Annotated in this window: 14 protein-coding genes and 1 pseudogene; 4 read left to right on the forward strand and 11 right to left on the reverse strand. The window is 62.2% G+C overall.

All coding sequences use genetic code 11. The features are described 5' to 3' along the window. From AC3WN7_RS12400 to AC3WN7_RS12415, 4 genes and pseudogenes are all read left to right on the forward strand, one after another. Positions 1–234, forward strand: a 234-nt coding sequence (locus AC3WN7_RS12400) for a twin-arginine translocase subunit TatC (protein ID WP_173862061.1), incomplete at its 5' end; no start/stop codon positions are given. Further along, positions 231–938: a 16S rRNA (uracil(1498)-N(3))-methyltransferase gene (locus AC3WN7_RS12405; RefSeq protein WP_102673897.1), complete on the forward strand. Its 708-nt coding sequence runs from the start codon at positions 231–233 to the stop codon at positions 936–938. The genes AC3WN7_RS12400 and AC3WN7_RS12405, both read left to right, overlap by 4 nt. A gap of 205 nt (positions 939–1,143) precedes the next feature. Beyond that, positions 1,144–2,205 (forward strand): annotated as a pseudogene (locus AC3WN7_RS12410) (methyl-accepting chemotaxis protein); the annotation flags it as partial. A gap of 141 nt (positions 2,206–2,346) precedes the next feature. Then, positions 2,347–3,060, forward strand: a complete 714-nt coding sequence (locus AC3WN7_RS12415; protein WP_371317841.1) for a methyl-accepting chemotaxis protein — start codon at positions 2,347–2,349, stop codon at positions 3,058–3,060. Positions 3,061–3,260: 200 nt separating this feature from the next. Here AC3WN7_RS12415 and mdoH read toward each other — a convergent pair whose 3' ends face one another. The 11 genes from mdoH to hutH (AC3WN7_RS12470) form a co-directional block, all read right to left on the reverse strand. Then, positions 3,261–5,831: a glucans biosynthesis glucosyltransferase MdoH gene (mdoH, locus tag AC3WN7_RS12420; RefSeq protein WP_102673899.1), complete on the reverse strand. Its 2,571-nt coding sequence runs from the start codon at positions 5,829–5,831 to the stop codon at positions 3,261–3,263. Then, positions 5,824–7,638, reverse strand: a complete 1,815-nt coding sequence (locus AC3WN7_RS12425; protein ID WP_095964594.1) for a glucan biosynthesis protein G — start codon at positions 7,636–7,638, stop codon at positions 5,824–5,826. Before AC3WN7_RS12425 ends, mdoH begins: the two co-directional genes overlap by 8 nt. Positions 7,639–7,959: 321 nt before the next feature. Further along, the gene (gene dtd / locus AC3WN7_RS12430) at positions 7,960–8,397 is read right to left on the reverse strand and encodes a D-aminoacyl-tRNA deacylase (RefSeq protein ID WP_015093112.1); all 438 of its coding nucleotides are present in this window, start codon (positions 8,395–8,397) and stop codon (positions 7,960–7,962) included. Beyond that, entirely contained in the window at positions 8,394–9,365 is a 972-nt protein-coding gene (gene pip / locus AC3WN7_RS12435; RefSeq protein ID WP_095964593.1) for a prolyl aminopeptidase, read from the reverse strand. Before pip ends, dtd begins: the two co-directional genes overlap by 4 nt. A 104-nt stretch (positions 9,366–9,469) precedes the next feature. Continuing rightward, positions 9,470–10,375 (reverse strand): alpha/beta hydrolase, encoded by a 906-nt coding sequence (locus AC3WN7_RS12440; RefSeq protein ID WP_102673900.1) that lies wholly within the window; start codon positions 10,373–10,375, stop codon positions 9,470–9,472. 152 nt (positions 10,376–10,527) lie between these two features. Beyond that, positions 10,528–11,475: a choline ABC transporter substrate-binding protein gene (locus AC3WN7_RS12445; RefSeq protein ID WP_102673901.1), complete on the reverse strand. Its 948-nt coding sequence runs from the start codon at positions 11,473–11,475 to the stop codon at positions 10,528–10,530. 255 nt (positions 11,476–11,730) lie between these two features. After that, positions 11,731–12,534, reverse strand: a complete 804-nt coding sequence (gene hutG, locus AC3WN7_RS12450) for an N-formylglutamate deformylase (protein ID WP_095964590.1) — start codon at positions 12,532–12,534, stop codon at positions 11,731–11,733. Between the two features lie 10 nt (positions 12,535–12,544). Next, on the reverse strand, positions 12,545–13,750 hold the full coding sequence (gene hutI, locus AC3WN7_RS12455) for an imidazolonepropionase (RefSeq protein ID WP_102673902.1): 1,206 nt from the start codon (positions 13,748–13,750) through the stop codon (positions 12,545–12,547). Between the two features lie 17 nt (positions 13,751–13,767). After that, positions 13,768–15,177 carry an amino acid permease gene (locus AC3WN7_RS12460; RefSeq protein WP_102673903.1) on the reverse strand — a complete coding sequence of 470 codons (1,410 nt, stop codon included), beginning with the start codon at positions 15,175–15,177 and terminating at the stop codon, positions 13,768–13,770. Positions 15,178–15,286: 109 nt separating this feature from the next. Continuing rightward, the gene (gene hutH / locus AC3WN7_RS12465) at positions 15,287–16,819 is read right to left on the reverse strand and encodes a histidine ammonia-lyase (RefSeq protein WP_007975546.1); all 1,533 of its coding nucleotides are present in this window, start codon (positions 16,817–16,819) and stop codon (positions 15,287–15,289) included. 119 nt (positions 16,820–16,938) lie between these two features. After that, complete coding sequence (gene hutH / locus AC3WN7_RS12470) at positions 16,939–18,462, reverse strand: histidine ammonia-lyase (protein ID WP_102673904.1); 1,524 nt, start codon at positions 18,460–18,462, stop codon at positions 16,939–16,941. Positions 18,463–18,612: the final 150 nt, after the last annotated feature.

Below are 18,612 nucleotides of genomic sequence, written 5' to 3' on the forward strand. Positions count from 1 at the left end.
GTCGACGTCAAATACCTGAAGAAGATTCGCCCGTACGTGATCATCGGCTGCTTCGTGGTCGGCATGATCCTGACGCCGCCGGACATCTTCTCGCAGACCTTGCTGGCCGTGCCAATGTGGCTATTGTTTGAAATCGGCATCCTGTTCAGCAGCCTGATCAGCAAACGTGGCGAGCATCCGGACGACCAACCGGCTGACGATCACAACGACCAGCCGCCAGCGACCCAAGCGTGAACCTGCTGCTCCTTGAAGAGGCCGACTTCATTGCGGCCGACCGGGCGATCCTGCGTGATCGCCGGCTGACCCACATGCAGGAAGTCCACCGCTGCGAAGTGGGCGACAGCATGCGCGTAGGGCGGATCGGCGGACTGATGGGCTCGGCCGAAGTGCTGCGCCTGGACGCCGACGAAGCGGAATTGCGCGTCACCCTCGACCAGCCGCCACCGGCCAAGCTGCCGCTGACCCTGATATTGGCCCTGCCACGCCCCAAGATGCTGCGCAGGGTGTTCCAGACCGTGGCGGCCATGGGTGTGCCACGTATCGTGCTGGTCAACAGCTATCGCGTCGAGAAGAGCTTCTGGCAGACCCCCTTCCTGGAGCCTGAGGCCATTCGCGAGCAATTGATCCTCGGCCTCGAACAGGCCCGGGACAGCGTGCTGCCGGAAGTCGTCATCGAGAAGCGCTTCAAGCCGTTCGTCGAGGACCGTTTGCCGGCGATCACCGAAGGTACCCTCGGCCTGGTCGGGCATCCCGGCAATTACCCGCCCTGCCCTCGCGCACTCAGCGAACCGGTGACCCTGGCCATCGGCCCCGAGGGTGGCTGGATTCCCTACGAGATCGACCTGCTGGGCAAATCCGGCCTGCAACCGGTACAACTGGGCGAGCGCATCCTGCGCGTCGAAACCGCCGTGACCGCGCTGCTGGCCCGACTTTTCTAATCCCGGACATATTCCCCTGTGGGAGCGGGCTTGCTCGCGAAAGCGGTGTGTCAGTGCCTTCAATGCCGACTGACACTCCGCTTTCGCGAGCAAGCCCGCTCCCACAAGTCATCATCCGTCCGTACATCGGGCAGCGCCTACAGATTCAGGCTCCCCTGCCGATACATCCCCCATAAAACCAAATTGTGGTCCGGGGAGATTCAGCATGCACCAATGGCTAGCCGAGAATCTGGGAAACGTCAGCGTCAAACGCAAGCTGGGGATCGGCTTCGGTCTGGTGCTGTTACTGACCCTGCTGATCACCTTCACCGGCTGGAGCGGCCTGAGCGGCGTCACCAGCCGTGGCGATAAACTGGGGTTCATCGCCAGCCTCAACGACCTGACCAAGGACCTGCGCATTGCACGCCTGGATTACGAGATGCGTCGCGGTGAACAAGGCCCCGGGGCCGTCAACGATCTGCTGGGCAAACTCGAAAGCGGGCTGCAGACCGCCCGTGGCCTGATCGAACAACCGGCCGACACCGCCATGGTCGATCAACAACTGGCCGCTGTCGCCGAATACCGTCGAGCCTTCAACGACATGACCCAGGCCGGCGCCCAGCGTGAAGATGCCCGCAGCAAACTCGGCGCCACCGCCGACAACGCCGTGGCCCGCGTCGCCGAAGTGGAAAAATCCATGCTGCAAGGTGACAACGTCGCAGCATTCAATAGCGTGATCGACCTGAGCAAACTGATCCAGCAGGCGCGCTTCCAGGTTCGCGGCTACACCTACAGCGGCAAGAGCGAAGCCGAACAGCCAGCCCTCGACGCGATCGACAACGCCCTGAAGAACCTCGAGAGCCTGCCGGCCAAACTGCCTGAAGAACACATCGCCAACCTGCAACAGGCGACTGATTCACTGAAGGCCTACCGCGCCGCCGTCAGCCAGTTCCGCGACTCCCAGGTGGCCAGCGCCAAGGCCCTGGTACGCATGTCCGCCCAAGGCGACATCCTGTTGGACATGAGCCAGAAACTCACCCTCTCGCAAACCGTCGTGCGCGACACCGACGCCGCCCACGCCAAGAACATGCTGACCCTTGCCACCGTTCTGGCCATCGCCTTCGGCCTGCTGGCCGCCTGGGCCATCACCCGGCAGATCATCATTCCGTTGAACCAGACCCTGGCTGTCGCTGAGCGCGTTGCCAGCGGCGACCTGACCCACAATCTGACGTCGCAACGTCGCGACGAACTCGGCCAGTTGCAGCGCGCCATGCAGAGCATGACCCAAGGCTTGCGCGAACTGATCGGCGGCATCAGCGATGGCGTCACGCAGATTGCCAGCGCCGCTGAAGAGCTGTCCGCGGTCACCGAGCAGACCAGCGCCGGGGTCAACAGCCAGAAAGTCGAGACCGATCAGGTCGCCACCGCCATGAATGAAATGGCCGCCACCGTGCAGGAAGTGGCACGCAACGCCGAAGAGGCCTCCGAAGCCGCCGTCGCCGCCGACCAGCAGGCCCGTGAGGGTGACAAAGTGGTGGGCGAAGCCATCGCCCAGATCGAGCGCCTGGCCGCGGAAGTCGGCCACTCCACCGAGGCCATGGGCGAACTCAAGCGCGAAAGCGACAAGATCGGCAGCGTGCTCGACGTGATCAAGTCCGTGGCCCAGCAAACCAACCTGCTGGCGCTCAACGCCGCGATTGAAGCAGCCCGTGCTGGTGAAGCCGGACGTGGGTTTGCCGTGGTCGCCGACGAAGTCCGCAGCCTGGCCCAGCGCACCCAGAAATCCACCGAAGAGATCGAAGAGCTGATCGTCGGCCTGCAAAACGGCACGCAGCAAGTGGCGACCATCATGGACAACAGCCGCACCCTGACCGACAGCAGTGTCGAACTGACCCGCCGTGCCGGTGGCTCACTGGAAAGCATCACCCGCACCGTCTCGGCGATTCAGGCGATGAACCAGCAGATCGCCGCTGCCGCCGAACAGCAAAGCGCCGTGGCCGAAGAGATCAACCGCAGCGTGCTGAACGTGCGGGATGTGTCGGATCAGACCTCGGCAGCCAGTGAAGAGACGGCAGCGTCCAGCGTTGAGCTGGCACGACTGGGGACGCATTTGCAGATGCTGGTGGGCAAGTTCAGGGTTTGAGGTGATCTGCAGACCTCGGCTCACTCAGGACCGAGGTGATGCCTTCGCGAGCAAGCCCGCTCCCACACTGAAATGCGGTCCCCTGTGGGAGCGGGCTTGCCCGCGAAAGCGATCGACCAGACACCGCTGTTACAGAATCTGGCGCAAGTTCAAGAACAAACTTCAAGCCATAAAAAAACCCGCTTTCGCGGGTTTTTTTATCATGCCAACTGAGGCTGTTCGCTCATCGGCTTGAGCGGCAGCAACGGTGCATGGGGATCGGCCTTCACCGACTTGCGCCAGGCACCCAGCCACTCTGGGTGACCTTCGTTCCAGACCTGCTCGTGCAAGCGAGCCAAGGCCACCGGGTCGCTCAACAGTTGCACACGCTCGTTGTTGGTCAGGCCTTCAGGTCCAACCTTCATCGCGTGCCGCACCCGCTCGATGCGCAACCACTCAATCGGCTCAGCCTGATTGTGCCGCGAGGTCGCCAGCGAGCAAGCCAGGGCGTTCTGCTGCGGATCGACCACCGAACGGACGAAGCCGTCGTTCAGCGCGTGCCAGCGGTTTTCGTGGGTGTACTGGTCGGTGGCCAGCAAGGCCTGCGGCGGATTGTATTCCTCAGGGATCAGGAACAGGCTCTCGTCACGGGACTTCAGGCCCAGGCCGACACGGCTGGAGATCACCGATACCGGGATCGACAGCATCAACGAACCGACGATCGGCACCAGCCACCACAGGAAGCTCGGGTTCAGCCAGATCACCAGCAGGGCCCAGAAGAAGCCCAGCAGGGTTTGCGGGCCGTGGCGCTTGACCGCTTCGCTCCACGGCGTGGAGTCGTCGTCACGCTGCGGCGAGTTCCAGGTCGCGGCCCAGCCGAGGAACGCGGCGAGGACGAAACGGGTGTGGAAGATCATCCGCACCGGCGCCAGCAGCATGGAGAACAGCATCTCCAGCAGCATCGACAGGGTCACCTTGAACTTGCCGCCGAACTCTTTTGCGCCCTTGGCCCAGATCAGGATGATACTCAGCAGCTTCGGCAGGAACAGCAGCACGATGGTGGTCGAGAACAGCGCAATCGCCTTGTCCGGGTGCCATTGTGGCCACAGCGGATAGAGCTGGCGCGGTTCGAGGAAGTACTGCGGCTCCATCAGCGTGTTGACCGCCAGCAGCGCGGTCGACAGCACCAGGAAGAAGAACCACAGCGGCGCCGACAGGTAGGACATCACGCCGGTCAGGAACACCGCACGGTGTACCGGGTGCATGCCTTTTACCAGGAACAGGCGGAAGTTCATCAGGTTGCCGTGGCACCAGCGACGGTCACGCTTGAGTTCGTCCAGCAGGTTCGGCGGCAGTTCTTCATAGCTGCCCGGCAAATCGTAGGCAATCCACACGCCCCAACCGGCACGACGCATCAGCGCGGCTTCCACGAAGTCGTGGGACAGGATCGAACCGGAGAACGCGCCTTTACCGGGCAACGGCGCCAGGGCGCAGTGATCGATAAACGGCTTCATGCGGATGATCGCGTTGTGGCCCCAGTAGTGCGACTCGCCCAGTTGCCAGAAGTGCAGGCCGGCGGTGAACAGCGGGCCATACACGCGAGTGGCGAACTGCTGCATGCGCGCATACAGGGTGTCCATGCCCGACGCCCGTGGCGCGGTCTGGATGATCCCCGCGTCCGGCGTCGCTTCCATCAGGCGCACCAGACTGGTCAGGCACTCGCCGCTCATCACGGAGTCGGCGTCGAGTACGACCATGTACTTGTAGTCACCGCCCCAACGACGGCAGAAGTCGTCGAGGTTGCCGCTCTTGCGTTTTACGCGACGACGACGGCGGCGATAGAAGATCTTGCCGAAGCCACCGGCTTCGCGGCAGACGTCCAGCCAGGCCTGTTGCTCGGCAACACAGATATCGGCGTCGTTACTGTCGCTGAGGACGAAGAAATCGAAGCGGTCCAGGTCACCCGTGGCCGCAACCGACTCGAAGGTCGCCCGCAGGCCGGCGAACACCCTAGGCACGTCCTCGTTGCAGATCGGCATCACCAGTGCGGTGCGCGCATCCTTTGGAATCGGCTCGTTACCGGCACTTTTACCGGAAATACGGTATTTATCGTGACCAGTCAGCAATTCGAGGAAGCCCATCAGCGCGGTCCAGAAACCGGCCGATACCCAGCAGAACAGAATACCGAACAGGATCAGGATGCTGGTCTGCAAAGCGTAAGGCAGCACTTGCGTGGCGGTTTGCAGCAGCGGTTGGTGCAGCACTTCGTTGAGGTCGACGAACGACCAGCCCTGGTACGGCATGATGCCTTTCATGTACCAGCCGGCGACGATGGTCTGGCCGAGCATCAGCAACAACAGAATGTAGCGACGGATCGAACCGACGGTACGCCAGCGCGCGGCCGGCAGCACACGTTCGTCCTTCGGCGGCTTCGGCGGGTTGGTACGACCGGTCATCCGCCGCCAGCCACGCACCAGAATGTTGGTGCGCCACGGCTCCGGCACGACCTTGGTCCGCCGGATCGGCGGGGTCGCCTTGAGGCAGACCCGGCCGTTGGCGTCGAGCACCAGCATTTCCGCGTCCTGCAGCTCTTCGGCGGTGCTCAGGGTCAGGCGTTTGCCGACCGAAGCCTGGGCGGCTTCGGTCGGGGCGTCGAACGTCGAAGACGACAGGCGTTCGTGCAATTCGCTGAAAGACTGGCAGCCCGCGAGTTCCGCGCGCTGCTCGTCGGTCATCGGCAGATGCGCCAGATACTCGGAAAGAGTTTCTGGCCGTACTTGAGAGTTACTCATCGGCAGGCAACTGATAGCTCCAGGTCTCGGTCAGGACTTCTTCAGTCGGCGCCGATTCCGGTGTGGCTGGGGCCGCGTCGGCAGCGACAGGCTGCTTGGCGTCTGTATTGGCCTTGTCCTTGGCATCTGCAACAGGCTTGGCTTCAGCCTGCTTGGCCTCTGCTTGCCTGGCTTCCTTGTCCGCTTTCTCTTGTTGCTTGGCGGCAACCTTGTCGGCCTTGGCAACCGACGAGTTGGACGACGGAATCGAGGTCTTGGCCAGGTCCGCCGGCACGATGTTCTGCACCAGCGCGGCACGCATCTCGGTGGACTTGCCCGGGTCCTTGATCTTCATCCGCAGGGTCAGGCGCCAGCCCTTGGTTTCAGGGTTGTAGCGCACGCTGTTTTCCACCAGCTCGGCGTTGTCGCCGACACTGACCTGGCTGCGAACCTCGGCATCGGCCGGCAATGCCGCCAGGGACGGGCCTTCGAAGTCCACCAGGTAGGCAACGCTGCCATCGGGCTGACGAATCAGGTTGGACTGCTTGACGTCACCGGTCGAACGCAGGGTCTGCTTGACCCAGGCACTGTCCGGCGCGTGAATCGCCGCCTCGTCCATGGTCCAGTGCATACGATAAGCGACATCGAGCGGCTGGCCAGGTTCCGGCAATTTTTCCGGGTTCCAGAAGGCCACGATGTTGTCGTTGGTTTCGTCGGCGGTCGGAATCTCGACCAGGTCGACGGTGCCCTTGCCCCAGTCACCCTTCGGCTCGATCCAGGCGCTTGGGCGCTTGTCGTAGCGGTCGTCGAGGTCTTCGTAGTGGCTGAAGTCGCGGCCACGTTGCAGCAGGCCGAAACCGCGCGGGTTTTCCACGCTGAAGTTGCTCACCGCCAGGTGTTTCGGATTGTTCAGCGGACGCCAGATCCACTCGCCGTTGCCGGCATGGATCGCCAGGCCGCTGGAGTCGTGCAGTTCGCGGCGGTAGTTCAGTACTTTCGATGGCTGGTTGGCGCCGAACAGGAACATGCTGGTCAACGGGGCGATGCCCAGCTTGCCGACCTTGTCACGCAGGAACATCTGTGCCTTGACGTCGACGATGGTGTCGCTGCCCGGACGCAGGGTCAGGCGATAGGCACCGGTGGCACGCGGAGAGTCCAGCAGGGCGAAGATCACCAGGTGCTTGTCGCCCGGCTTGGGCTGTTGAATCCAGAATTCGCGAAAACGCGGGAATTCTTCGCCGGACGGCAAGGCGGTATCGATGGCCATGCCGCGAGCGGACAAACCATAGACGTGACCCTTGCCGACGACGCGGAAGTAGCTCGCGCCGAGCATGGTCATGATTTCGTCTTGCTTGTCGGCCTTGTTGACCGGGTACAGCACACGGAAACCGGCGTAGCCCAGTTGCTCGGTGGCCTTCGGGTCGAATTTCACATCGCCGAAGTCGAAACGACTTGGATCGTATTTGATCTCTTCGACGGTGTTCGCCGTGATTTCGTTGATTTTCACCGGCGTATCGAAGTGCATGCCCTGGTGATAGAAGGACAGCTTGAACGGCGTCTTCTGATCAGCCCATTCGGCTTTTTCCGTCAGAAAACGAATTTTCTGGTAGTCCGCGAACTTCATTTCGCGGAACTCGTTCGGCAGGTTACTGCGCGGCGCTTCGTATTTCTGCGCGGCCAGCTCTTTTGCCTTGGCCGATACATCATCCAGACTGAATGCCCAAAGCTGGCCGGCGCTGAGCAGGCAGAGCAGTGCAGAGCCCGCTACCAGGGCGCTGCGTAACCGTTTGGCAGACAATTTTGGTGCGTTACAGGGACTAACAATCACGAGCAACCCTCGCCGAAAACAGATCAAAAAACCAACGGCCAGTTAAAGGGTCTGCACGGTGCACGGTCTGAAAAAACCGCCCTTGCAAACCACTCTTGCCAAGTTGGCGAGCATTGTTCCGACTCCGCTGGGGCGAAATGATTCCCCAATCGGATCCAGACAAGTCTCTACCTAAGTCAAAATGGACCAACGAACGCTGATCCCCGTAGCGCGCGATTATCTAGTAGGCCGCGTTACAACGCATCAGGGGTAACAAAGTATTTATCGCGATAAAGCCCTGTTTTCAGTCGAAATGAGCTTAAAAACTTGTTTCAAGCGCTTTCAGGTCTGTAACAGGAAGGTGACCGGCCCATCATTGACCAGGTGCACCTGCATATCCGCGCCGAATCTACCTGATGCCACAGTGCCATGCACCTGTTTCGCTTTGCTTAATAGATAGTCGAACAGTTCCTCACCCAGGGCCGGAGGGGCCGCAGTCGAGAAACCCGGACGCAGCCCGCTTCGGGTATCGGCAGCCAGGGTGAACTGAGAGACCAGCAGCAGCCCGCCGCCCACATCCGCCAAGGACAGATTCATCTTGCCCTCAGCGTCACTGAACACCCGATAGTTAAGCAGTTTATTAAGAAGTTTGTCGGCGCTGGCCCGCGTATCGTCTGGCTCAACGGCCACCAGGACCAGCAATCCCTGATCAACGGCACCCACGACTTCGCCGGCAACCTCGACTCGTGCGCCACGCACCCGTTGCAGCAGACCCTTCATGCCTCGTCAGGCGCCAGGTCGAGCAGACGCCGGGCCATCTGATCGGCGGCGCGGACCAGCGCGTCGGTGATGCCCGGTTCGGAAGCGGCATGACCGGCATCGCGGATGACCTGCAGTTCGCTGTTCGGCCAGGCTTGATGCAATTCCCAGGCGTTATCCAGCGGGCAGATCACGTCATAGCGGCCATGGATGATCACGCCGGGCAAATGGGCGATCTTGCCCATGTCGCGGATCAACTGGTTCGGTTCCAGGAAGGCGTGGTTGCTGAAGTAGTGGCATTCGATGCGGGCAATCGACAAGGCACGCTGTGGCTCGGAGAAGCGATCGACCACCAGCGGGTTCGGACGCAGGGTCGCAGTACGGCCCTCCCAGGTGGACCAGGCCTTGGCCGCGTGCATCTGGGCAATCTGGTCGTTGCCAACCAGACGCTTGTGGAACGCGGTGAGCAAATCGCCGCGCTCATCCAGCGGGATCGGCGCGATGTAGTCCTGCCAGTAATCGGGGAACAGACGGCTCGCGCCAGCCTGATAGAACCATTCGATTTCCTGCGGACGGCACAGAAAAATTCCGCGCAGGATCAGACCATGTACACGCTCAGGATGGGTTTGCGCATAGGCCAGCGCCAGGGTCGAACCCCAGGAGCCGCCAAACAGCACCCATTTGTCGATGCCCAGGTGCTGGCGAATCCGCTCCAGATCGGCGACCAGATCCCAGGTGGTGTTGTTTTCCAGGCTGGCGTGGGGGGTGGAGCGACCGCAACCGCGCTGATCGAAAGTGACAATGCGATAGAGGTTGGGATCGAAGAAGCAACGACTCTGGGCATCACATCCGGCACCGGGGCCGCCGTGGATGAACACCACCGGCAAACCTTCCGGTGAACCGCTTTCGTCGACATACAGCGTGTGGGTCTCGTCGACGGCCAGATCGTGCCGGGCGTAGGGTTTGATCTGCGGGTACAAAGTCTGCATTGCGCACTCCGTATGGGGTCGAGGTCATCCCTGGGGGGACTTCTATTATTCTGCCGTCCGGCATCATAAACCCGAATTACGTCAATGAGCATGCCCCTGCGGAGTCAGAGTTTTGCCGCCAGGTATCCGAACAGGGCCTGGTACAGCTCATCGACCTCGGCCACCTGCCCGCGGGCCCGCAAACAGCCATGAACCAGGCCCTCGCCGACATACAGCGTGGCAGCCCCGCCCGCAGCGTTCAGTCGCTCGGCATACCGCACGCCGTCATCACGCAACGGGTCGAATTGCGCCACGGCGATCCAGGCCGGGGGCAATCCCCTGAAATCCGTGGCGAGCAATGGCATGGCATAGGCGCTCGGATGGCGGGCGCCCCGCAGGTAAAGGGCGTGATAGCAATCGACGTCACTGCTGCTGAGTAACGGCGCGTCGACGCACTCACTGCGCGATGGCAACCGGTGATCGCCGCCCAACCCCGGATAGATCAGAACCTGCGCGCACGGCAACGGCTCGCCGGCATCGCGCAGTGCCAGGCACAACGCTGCTGCGAGATTGCCACCGGCACTGTCACCGGCCACCAGCATGCGCTCCGGATCGAGTTGAAAGGGCCCGGTGCGCAGCGCCCGCCAGACCTTCAGGCAATCATCGAACGCAGCGGGAAAAGGATGCTCCGGTGCCCGGCGATAATCGACGGCGATCACCAGCACACCGAGTGTCGATGCCAGTTCGGCGCAGATGAAGTCATGGGAGTCCAGGTCCCCCACCACCCAGCCACCGCCATGCAGGTAAACGATGCACGACGCTGCGCTGGCCGGTGGCTGATAGGAACGGACGGCAACGCCGGACAACACGAAGTCGACCACATACAACCCGGCGGGACGTGCCGGAGTAAACGCCCGGCACATCTCGCTGTAGGCCAGTCGCAATCCGGCGAGGCTGCTGTCGGCGCTGTTGAAACTGACGGTTTTCTCGACGAATGCCGTCATCTGCCTGGAAAGCGGGTAAGAAGCCATGAGCCGGGTGCCCGTTCAGAGGTATGTGTGGCGCCCACCCCTTGTAGGAGCGAGCTTGCTCGCGATGATCGTCAACGATAACGCGGTAAGCCTGATATCCCTCGGCGCTCTCAGGTTTATCGCGAGCAAGCTCGCTCCTACAGGTTTTGGGGTCAGTTCTTCAGGCTGGCCTGAACCGCTGCCACGCCGTCCTTGCCATCGAAACTGCTGACACCTGCCAGCCAGCGCTGCAGGTCTTCGGGATGCTCGCGCAGCCATTTTCTGGCGACATCCTGAGCCGTTTGGCGCTCCATGATCGGTACCATCAGCTGGCTTTCCTGGGCAGCGGTGAACGTCAGGTTCTCCAGCAACCGATTGACGTTCGGGCAGCGCTCGGCGTAATCCGGGGCGGTGACGGTGGATACGGTCGCCGCACCTTCGTTCGACCCGTACACGTCTTCGCTGCCGGTCAGGTAGTCGATCTTCATGTTGATGTTCATCGGGTGCGGGGTCCAGCCGACGAATACCACGAACTCCTTGCGATTCACCGCCCGCTGCACGGCCGCCAGCATCCCGGCCTCACCGGACTCGATCAGTTTGAAGTCCTTCAGGCCGAAGTGATTGGTCTCGATCATCGTCTTGATCGTGGTGTTGGCACCGCTGCCCGGCTCGATGCCGTAGATCTTGCCGCCGAGCTGGTCTTTGAACCTGGCGATATCGGCGAAGGTTTTCAGGCCCGCAGCCGCGACGTAGTCAGGCACAGCAAGAGTCGCCTGGGCATCGGCCAGACTCGGCTTGGCCATGACCTTGACCTGATTGGCAGCCACGAAGGGTGCGATGTTCTTGTCCATCGCCGGTTTCCAGTAACCGAGGAAGATGTCGAGGCGCTTGTCGCGGATGCCGGCAAAGATGATTTGCTGCACGGCGCTGGTTTGCCTGCTTTCGTAGCCCAGACCGTTGAGCAGCACATCGGCCATGCCACTGGTGGCGATCACGTCGGTCCAGTTGACCACGCCCATGCGCACGGTCTTGCAGGAGGCGTCATCCGCAGCCATGGCGCCGGCGCTCAACAGAGCGGTGCCGCAGAAGATTGAGAAACAGCGGCTGAACAGTCTTTTCATCAGGATGATCTCGTGCGGCAGCGGATTATTGTCGGGCCGGTGTCTTTTTGCACCGTGGCCAGAACAATACGCAGCAGACGAGCGGTAAAAGCGACCTGTGGCGACCGTGTTTTGCACGGTGGCGACTAGCAGCCTGACCTGTAGGAGCGAGCTTGCTCGCGATGGTCGTGAACGGTAACGCGCCCAGTCAGACACCCCACGACATTCTCTGGTTTTTCGCGAGCAAGCTCGCTCCTACAGAGACCGCACCAAGCCTTAATGGCTGTAGTGCTTCTCGCCCCAGGCCAGCAGCCCTTGCAGCAACTCCTTGAGCACCGCCCGCGTAGGCTCCGCCAGATCGGCGCGATAACGGAATGGCTCAAACTCTTCCATGTACGTGCACTGCCCCAACTCCAGTTGCACAGCGTGGATGTTCTCGCCCGGGTTGCCGTAATGGCGGGTGATGTGGCCGCCCTTGAAGCGTCCGTTCAGCACGTGGGTGTAATTGTCGTGACGTGCGCAGATGGCTTCCAGCTGACTGGCCAACTGTGGATCGCAACTGGCGCCATTGAAGGTGCCGAGGTTGAAGTCCGGCAGCTTGCCATCGAACAGGTGCGGGATGATCGAACGGATCGAATGCGCATCGAACAGCAGCGCGTAGCCGAACTCGGCCTTCAGTCGCGCCAGTTCCTGCTGCAGGGTGCTGTGGTACGGCGTCCAGATCTTTTCCAGATAGGTCGCACGCTCTACTTTCGAAGGCTCCAGCCCTTCACGGAACAACGGCACGCCGTCGAACAGCGTGGCCGGATACAGGCCGGTGGTCGCGCCCACGTACAGCGGCTTGTCGTCGGACGGACGGTTCAGGTCTATGACGAACCGCGAGTATTCGGCTGCCAGGGTACTGGCGCCCAATTCATCGGCGAAGTCATACAACTGCGGAATGTGCCAGTCGGTGTCCGGCAGGCTTTTCGCCTGGGGGATCAGCCCGGCCTCAACTGCCGGGGTCAGGCGCACACCGGCGTGGGGCATGCTGATCAGCAGCGGTACGCGGCCTTGTTTGAAGTTAAGTACCTTATCCACAACGGCTCTCCTACAGAGTTGTTTCGACGCCGTGGCGCACGACGCGTTTTTCCAGGTCGCCGCCCAGCCAGTACGACAGGTCGGCCGGGCGATCGATTTGCCAGGCGACGAAATCCGCGACCTTGCCGGCTTCCAGCGAGCCGTGGGTATCGGCCATGCCCAGCGCGGTAGCGGCGTGAATCGTGGCACCCGCCAAAGCTTCTTCCGGGGTCATGCGGAAGCAGGTGCAGGCCATGTTCAGCATCAGGCGCAACGACAGTCCCGGTGAGGTGCCCGGGTTGAGGTCGCTGGCGATGGCGATTTTCACGCCGTGCTTGCGCAGGGCATCCATCGGCGGCAATTGGGTTTCGCGCAGGAAGTAAAAGGCCCCGGGCAACAACACCGCGACAGTACCGGACTCGGCCATGGCGATGGCGTCGTCTTCGGTCATGAACTCCAGGTGATCGGCAGACAACGCGTGGTAACGCGCCGCCAGGCTCGAGCCGTGCAGCGAGGACAATTGCTCGGCGTGCAGCTTCACCGGCAAGCCCAGTTCCCGGGCGGTGATGAATACGCGCTCGACCTGCGCCGGCGAGAACGCCAGGTATTCACAGAATGCATCCACCGCGTCGACCAGCCCTTCGGCCGCCAGGGCCGGCAGCATGTCAGCGCAGATGTGATCGATGTAGTCGTCGGCGCGATCGGTGTATTCCGGCGGCAAGGCGTGAGCGGCCAGACAGGTGCTGCGCACGCTGACGGGCAGTTCGGCACCGAGGCGACGGGCCACGCGCAGCATCTTGCGCTCGTTGGCCAGGTCCAGGCCGTAGCCGGACTTGATTTCGATGCTGGTGACGCCATCGCGCATCAGGCTTTTCAGGCGCTTGGCGGCACTGGCGAACAGTTCGTCTTCACTGGCCGCGCGGGTGGCGCGCACGGTGCTGGCGATGCCACCACCGCTGGCGGCGATTTCCGCGTAGCTGACGCCTTGCAGGCGATTTTCGAATTCACCGCTGCGGTTACCGCCAAACACCGTGTGGGTGTGGCAGTCGATCAGTCCCGGGGTGACCCAGGCGCCTTCAAGATCGTTGACGGCCGGGTAATCCCCCGCCGGCAGTTCAGCGCGCGGGCCGATCCACTCAATGAGCGCGCCTGACGTCACGATGGCCGCATCCTCGATGATCGAGTAGACGCCTTGCGCCATGGTTGCGACGTGACAGTGTTGCCAGAGCGTTTTCATCCTTGGCCTCCGTTAGGTTATCGATGAGAAAAAGTCGGGGCCGGCGTCACCAGGGCAGCCTGGCCTGCCGCCGGTTTCACCCAGGTCAGGTAGGCCAGCACCAGCAGCACGATCCACACCACGCCGACTATCAGGGCCGCCTGGGTGTCCGGGAAGTAGCCCAACACGCCGAAGACGAACAGCATGAAGGCAATCGCCGCTATCGGTGCATAGGGCCAGAACGGTACCGGGAATTTCAATTGTGCGACTTGCTCGGCGCTCATGGAACGACGCATGGCCACCTGGGTAAACAGAATCATCAGCCAGACCCAAACCGTGGCAAAGGTCGCGATGGAGGCGATCAGCAGAAACACGTTTTCCGGGATCAGGTAGTTCAGCAACACGCCGAGCAACAGCGCGGCGCTCATCACCACAACGGTCATCCATGGCACGCCGTTGCGCGACAGCCGTGCGAAGCCCTTGGGTGCGTGGCCCTGCTGAGCCAGGCCGTACATCATGCGGCCAGCACCGAAGATGTCACTGTTGATGGCCGAGATCGCCGCCGAGATCACCACGATATTGAGGATGGTCGCCGCCGAGCCGATGCCCAGATTGTCGAAAATCTGCACGAACGGACTGCCCTGGCTGCCGATCTGCTGCCATGGAAAGATCGACATCAGCACCAGCATCGTCAGGACGTAGAACAACAGGATGCGCAACGGCACGGCATTGATCGCCCGGGGCAGCACATGCTGCGGGTCTTTGGCTTCACCGGCGGTCACACCGATGATTTCAATCCCGCCGAACGCGAACATCACCACCGCGAACGAAGCGATCAAACCAGTCACGCCATTGGGCATGAAGCCGCCATGGCTCCAGAGATTGCTGATGTCGGTCGCCTGGGCGCCGGGCGCCGTGCTGATGCCAAACAACATGATGCCGAAGCCACCCAGGATCATCGCGACAATGGCCGCGACCTTGAGCAGCGACAGCCAGAATTCCATTTCACCGAAGACCTTGACGTTGCACAGGTTCAGGCCGCCTACCACCGAGACGATGCCCAGCACCCAGATCCAGCGGGAAACCTCCGGGAACCAGAAGCCCATGTAGATACCGAATGCAGTGACGTCGGCCATGCCGACGATGACCATTTCGAATGCGTAGGTCCAACCGAGGATGAAGCCCGCCATCGGCCCTAGATAGGTGCTGGCGTACTGGCCGAAAGAACCGGCCACCGGATTGTGCACAGCCATCTCACCGAGGGCGCGCATGACCATGAACACCGCCGCGCCACCAATCAGGTACGCGAGCAGCACCGCAGGCCCGGCCATTTGAATGGCCGAGGCAGATCCGTAAAACAGCCCGGTGCCGATTGCCGACCCCAGCGCCATGAAGCGAATATGTCGGGCAGAAAGCCCGCGTTTCAAACCCTTTGCTGGCTGTTGCATTGCTCGTCCTTAATTATTTTTATTCGACGCAAAATCGAATCGCTGGCAAGCCAGCTCCTACAGGTTCAACGCGATCCATGTGGGAGCGGGCTTGCTCGCGAAGGGGCCATCACAGGCTAGGCAGCAACTTCGCCGAAACCAGCTCGTTCAGGCAACGCGAAGCCAACAGCTCGGTCGCGGCATTGATGTCCGGCGCAAAGAAGCGGTCCTTCTCATAGAACGGCACTTCGTTGCGCAGGATGGCGCGGGCCTTTTCCAGCTTTGGCGAAGTCTTCAGACCATTGCGCAGGTCCAGGCCCTGGACTGCCGCGAGCCATTCCACCGCGAGAATCCCACGGGTGTTTTCGGCCATTTCCCACAGACGCTTGCCAGCCGCCGGCGCCATCGACACGTGGTCTTCCTGGTTGGCCGAGGTCGGCAGGCTGTCCACCGAATGCGGATGGGACAGCGCCTTGTTTTCGCTGGCCAGTGCCGCGGCGGTCACCTGGGCGATCATGAAGCCGGAGTTCACGCCGCCGTTGGCCACCAGGAACGGCGGCAGCTGCGACATGTGCTTGTCCATCATCAGCGAGATGCGGCGTTCGCTCAGGGAGCCGATTTCGGCGATGGCCAGGGCCATGTTGTCGGCGGCCATGGCCACCGGTTCGGCGTGGAAGTTACCGCCGGAAATCACGTCACCTTCCGCGGCGAACACCAGCGGGTTGTCCGATACGGCGTTGGCTTCGATCGCCAGCACTTCGGCGGCCTGACGGAACTGGGTCAGGCAGGCGCCCATGACTTGCGGCTGGCAACGCAGGGAGTACGGGTCCTGGACCTTCTCGCAGTTCTCGTGGGAATCGGAGACTTCGCTGCGCTCGCCCAGCAGATCGCGATAAGCGGCGGCCGCGTCGATCTGGCCTTTTTGGCCACGGGCCGCGTGGATGCGGGCGTCGAACGGCGAGCGCGAGCCCAGTACCGCTTCCACGGTCAGGCCGCCCAGTGCCAGGGCACCGGCGAACAGGTCTTCACCTTCGAACAGGCCGCGCAGGGCAAACGCGGTGGACACCTGGGTGCCGTTGAGCAGCGCCAGGCCTTCTTTCGCAGCCAGGGTCAACGGCGTCAGGCCGGCGACTTTCAGCGCTTCGGTGGCTTCCATCCACTCGCCCTTGTAGCGCGCCTTGCCTTCGCCCAGCAGCACCAGCGACATGTGGGCCAGAGGCGCGAGGTCACCGGAAGCACCGACCGAACCTTTCAGTGGAATGTGCGGGTACACCTCGGCGTTGATCAGGGCGATCAGCGCGTCGATCACCACGCGGCGGATGCCGGAGAAACCACGGCTCAGGCTGTTGACCTTGAGCACCATGATCAGACGCACCAGCTCGTCGCTGATCGGCTGGCCGACACCGGCGGCGTGGGACAGCACCAGCGAGCGCTGCAGGTTTTCCAGGTCTTCGCTGGCGATGCGGGTCGAGGCCAGCAGGCCGAAGCCGGTGTTGATGCCGTAGGCGGTGCGGTTCTCGGCGAGGATCTGCTCCACGCAGGCCACGCTGGCTTCGATCTGGGCTGCAGCGCTGTGATCGAGGGTGATTTTGACCGGTTGCTGATAGACATCACGCAGTTGGGCAAGGCTCAGTTGGCCGGGAATCAAATTAAGCGCAGTCATGTTCATTCTCCTTTTGAGAGTTTGTTGTTAACTACCAGACGCTCCGGAAATATCCGTTGTCCGTCGCTTCCCCCTTCTTGAGGGGGCTGGCGCCTTGGCACGCTGGTCTTGTTTGGAAATCAGTTCAAGTTCGGTAAGGCTTTTTGCAGCAAAGCAGGGTCTTTCAGAACGCCGGCAGCGGCAGCGATGTCCGGCGCCAGCCAGCGATCCTGGTCATAGGCAGGAACGCGCTCGCGCAGCAGACGCCAAGCGGCATCGGTGCCCGCGCCGAAGCGTTGTTCTTTCAAGAATTCAAACGCCTGGGCCGCCAACAGGTACTCGATGGCGAGGATCTGCGTGCAGTTTTCCAGGGCGCGATGCAGCTTCAGCGCCGCGTTGGTGCCCAGGCTCAGGTGATCTTCCTGCAGGCCCGACGTCACGTAGTTATCCAGCACCGCCGGTTGCGCCAGCTGGCGGTTTTCCGCACACAGGGAAGCGGCCACGTATTGCACGATCATCATCCCGGAGTTCACCCCCGGGTTGGCCACCAGGAACGCCGGCAAGCCGCTGACGTGCGGGTTGATCAAGCGGTCCAGGCGACGTTCGGCAATCGAGCCGATTTCCGCCATGGCAATCGCCAGCAGGTCCGCGGCCATTGCCACGGACTGGCCGTGGGGGTTGGCCTGGGACACCACGCGGTAGTTGTCCGCTGTGCCCAGCACCAGCGGGTTGTCGGTGGCGCTGTTGAGTTCGGTTTCGATCTGTTTGGTCGCGTGCACCAGTTGATCGCGCGCAGCGCCGTGCACTTGCGGGATCGAGCGAATGCTCAGGGCATCCTGGGTGCGAATGCCTTTGCTCTGGGCGATCACTTCACTGCCGTCGAGCAAGGCGCGCAGGTTGATCCCGACCTGTTGCATGCCAGGGTGCGGCTTGAGCGCGATGATCTCGGCATCGAACGCGTCGATCTGCCCGCGCTGGGCTTCGAAGCTCATGGCGCCGATCACGTCGGCCCATTCCAGCAGGCGCGTAGCGTCGGCAATGGCCAGGCAGCTCAGGCCGGTCATGCACGGCGTGCCGTTGACCAGGCACAAACCGTCCTTGGCGCCGAGCTTGACCGGTTGCAGGCCTTCTTCGGCCAGCGCCTGTTGCGCGGCAACGATCTGCCCGCGATAGCTGACATTGCCCACGCCCAGCAGCGCGATGCCGATGTGGGCCATGTGGGTCAGGTAGCCCACGGAACCCTGGGACGGCACCTGCGGGGTGATGCCGCGGTTGAGCAGCGCCAGCAGCGCTTCGACGACCTGACGGTGCAGGCCGGATTTGCCGTGGCTGTAGTTGACGATGGCGGCGCACATGATCGAGCGGGTCTGCTCGTCGGCCAGGGGTGCACCCACGCCGCAGGCGTGGCTGAGCAAGGTATTGCGCGACAATTGGCTGAGTTGCTCATCCTGCAGCGAGACGTTGCACAGCGCGCCCAGGCCGGTGTTGATGCCGTAGGCGCGTTCGCCGCTGGTGACGATGCGCTGGACGATGGCCTGGGCGTTTTCGATACGCGCCCAGATCGGCGCCGACAGCTCAAGCTGCGCGCCATGACGAGCGACGGCGACCACATCCTGCCAAGCGACCTGCGCTTCGGTGATAACGATTTTTTCAGCCTGGGACATCTTCAACCTCTGCGTACAACCTGAATATTGATACAGCTTCACTGACGCCTTCGCGGGCAAGCCCGCTCCCACAGGGTTTTGTGAACACCGGAGATCCACTGTGGGAGCGGGCTTGCCCGCGAAGGGGCCCGCCCAGCCACCACAAACCTC

This window comes from Pseudomonas sp. FW305-70, assembly GCF_058783925.1.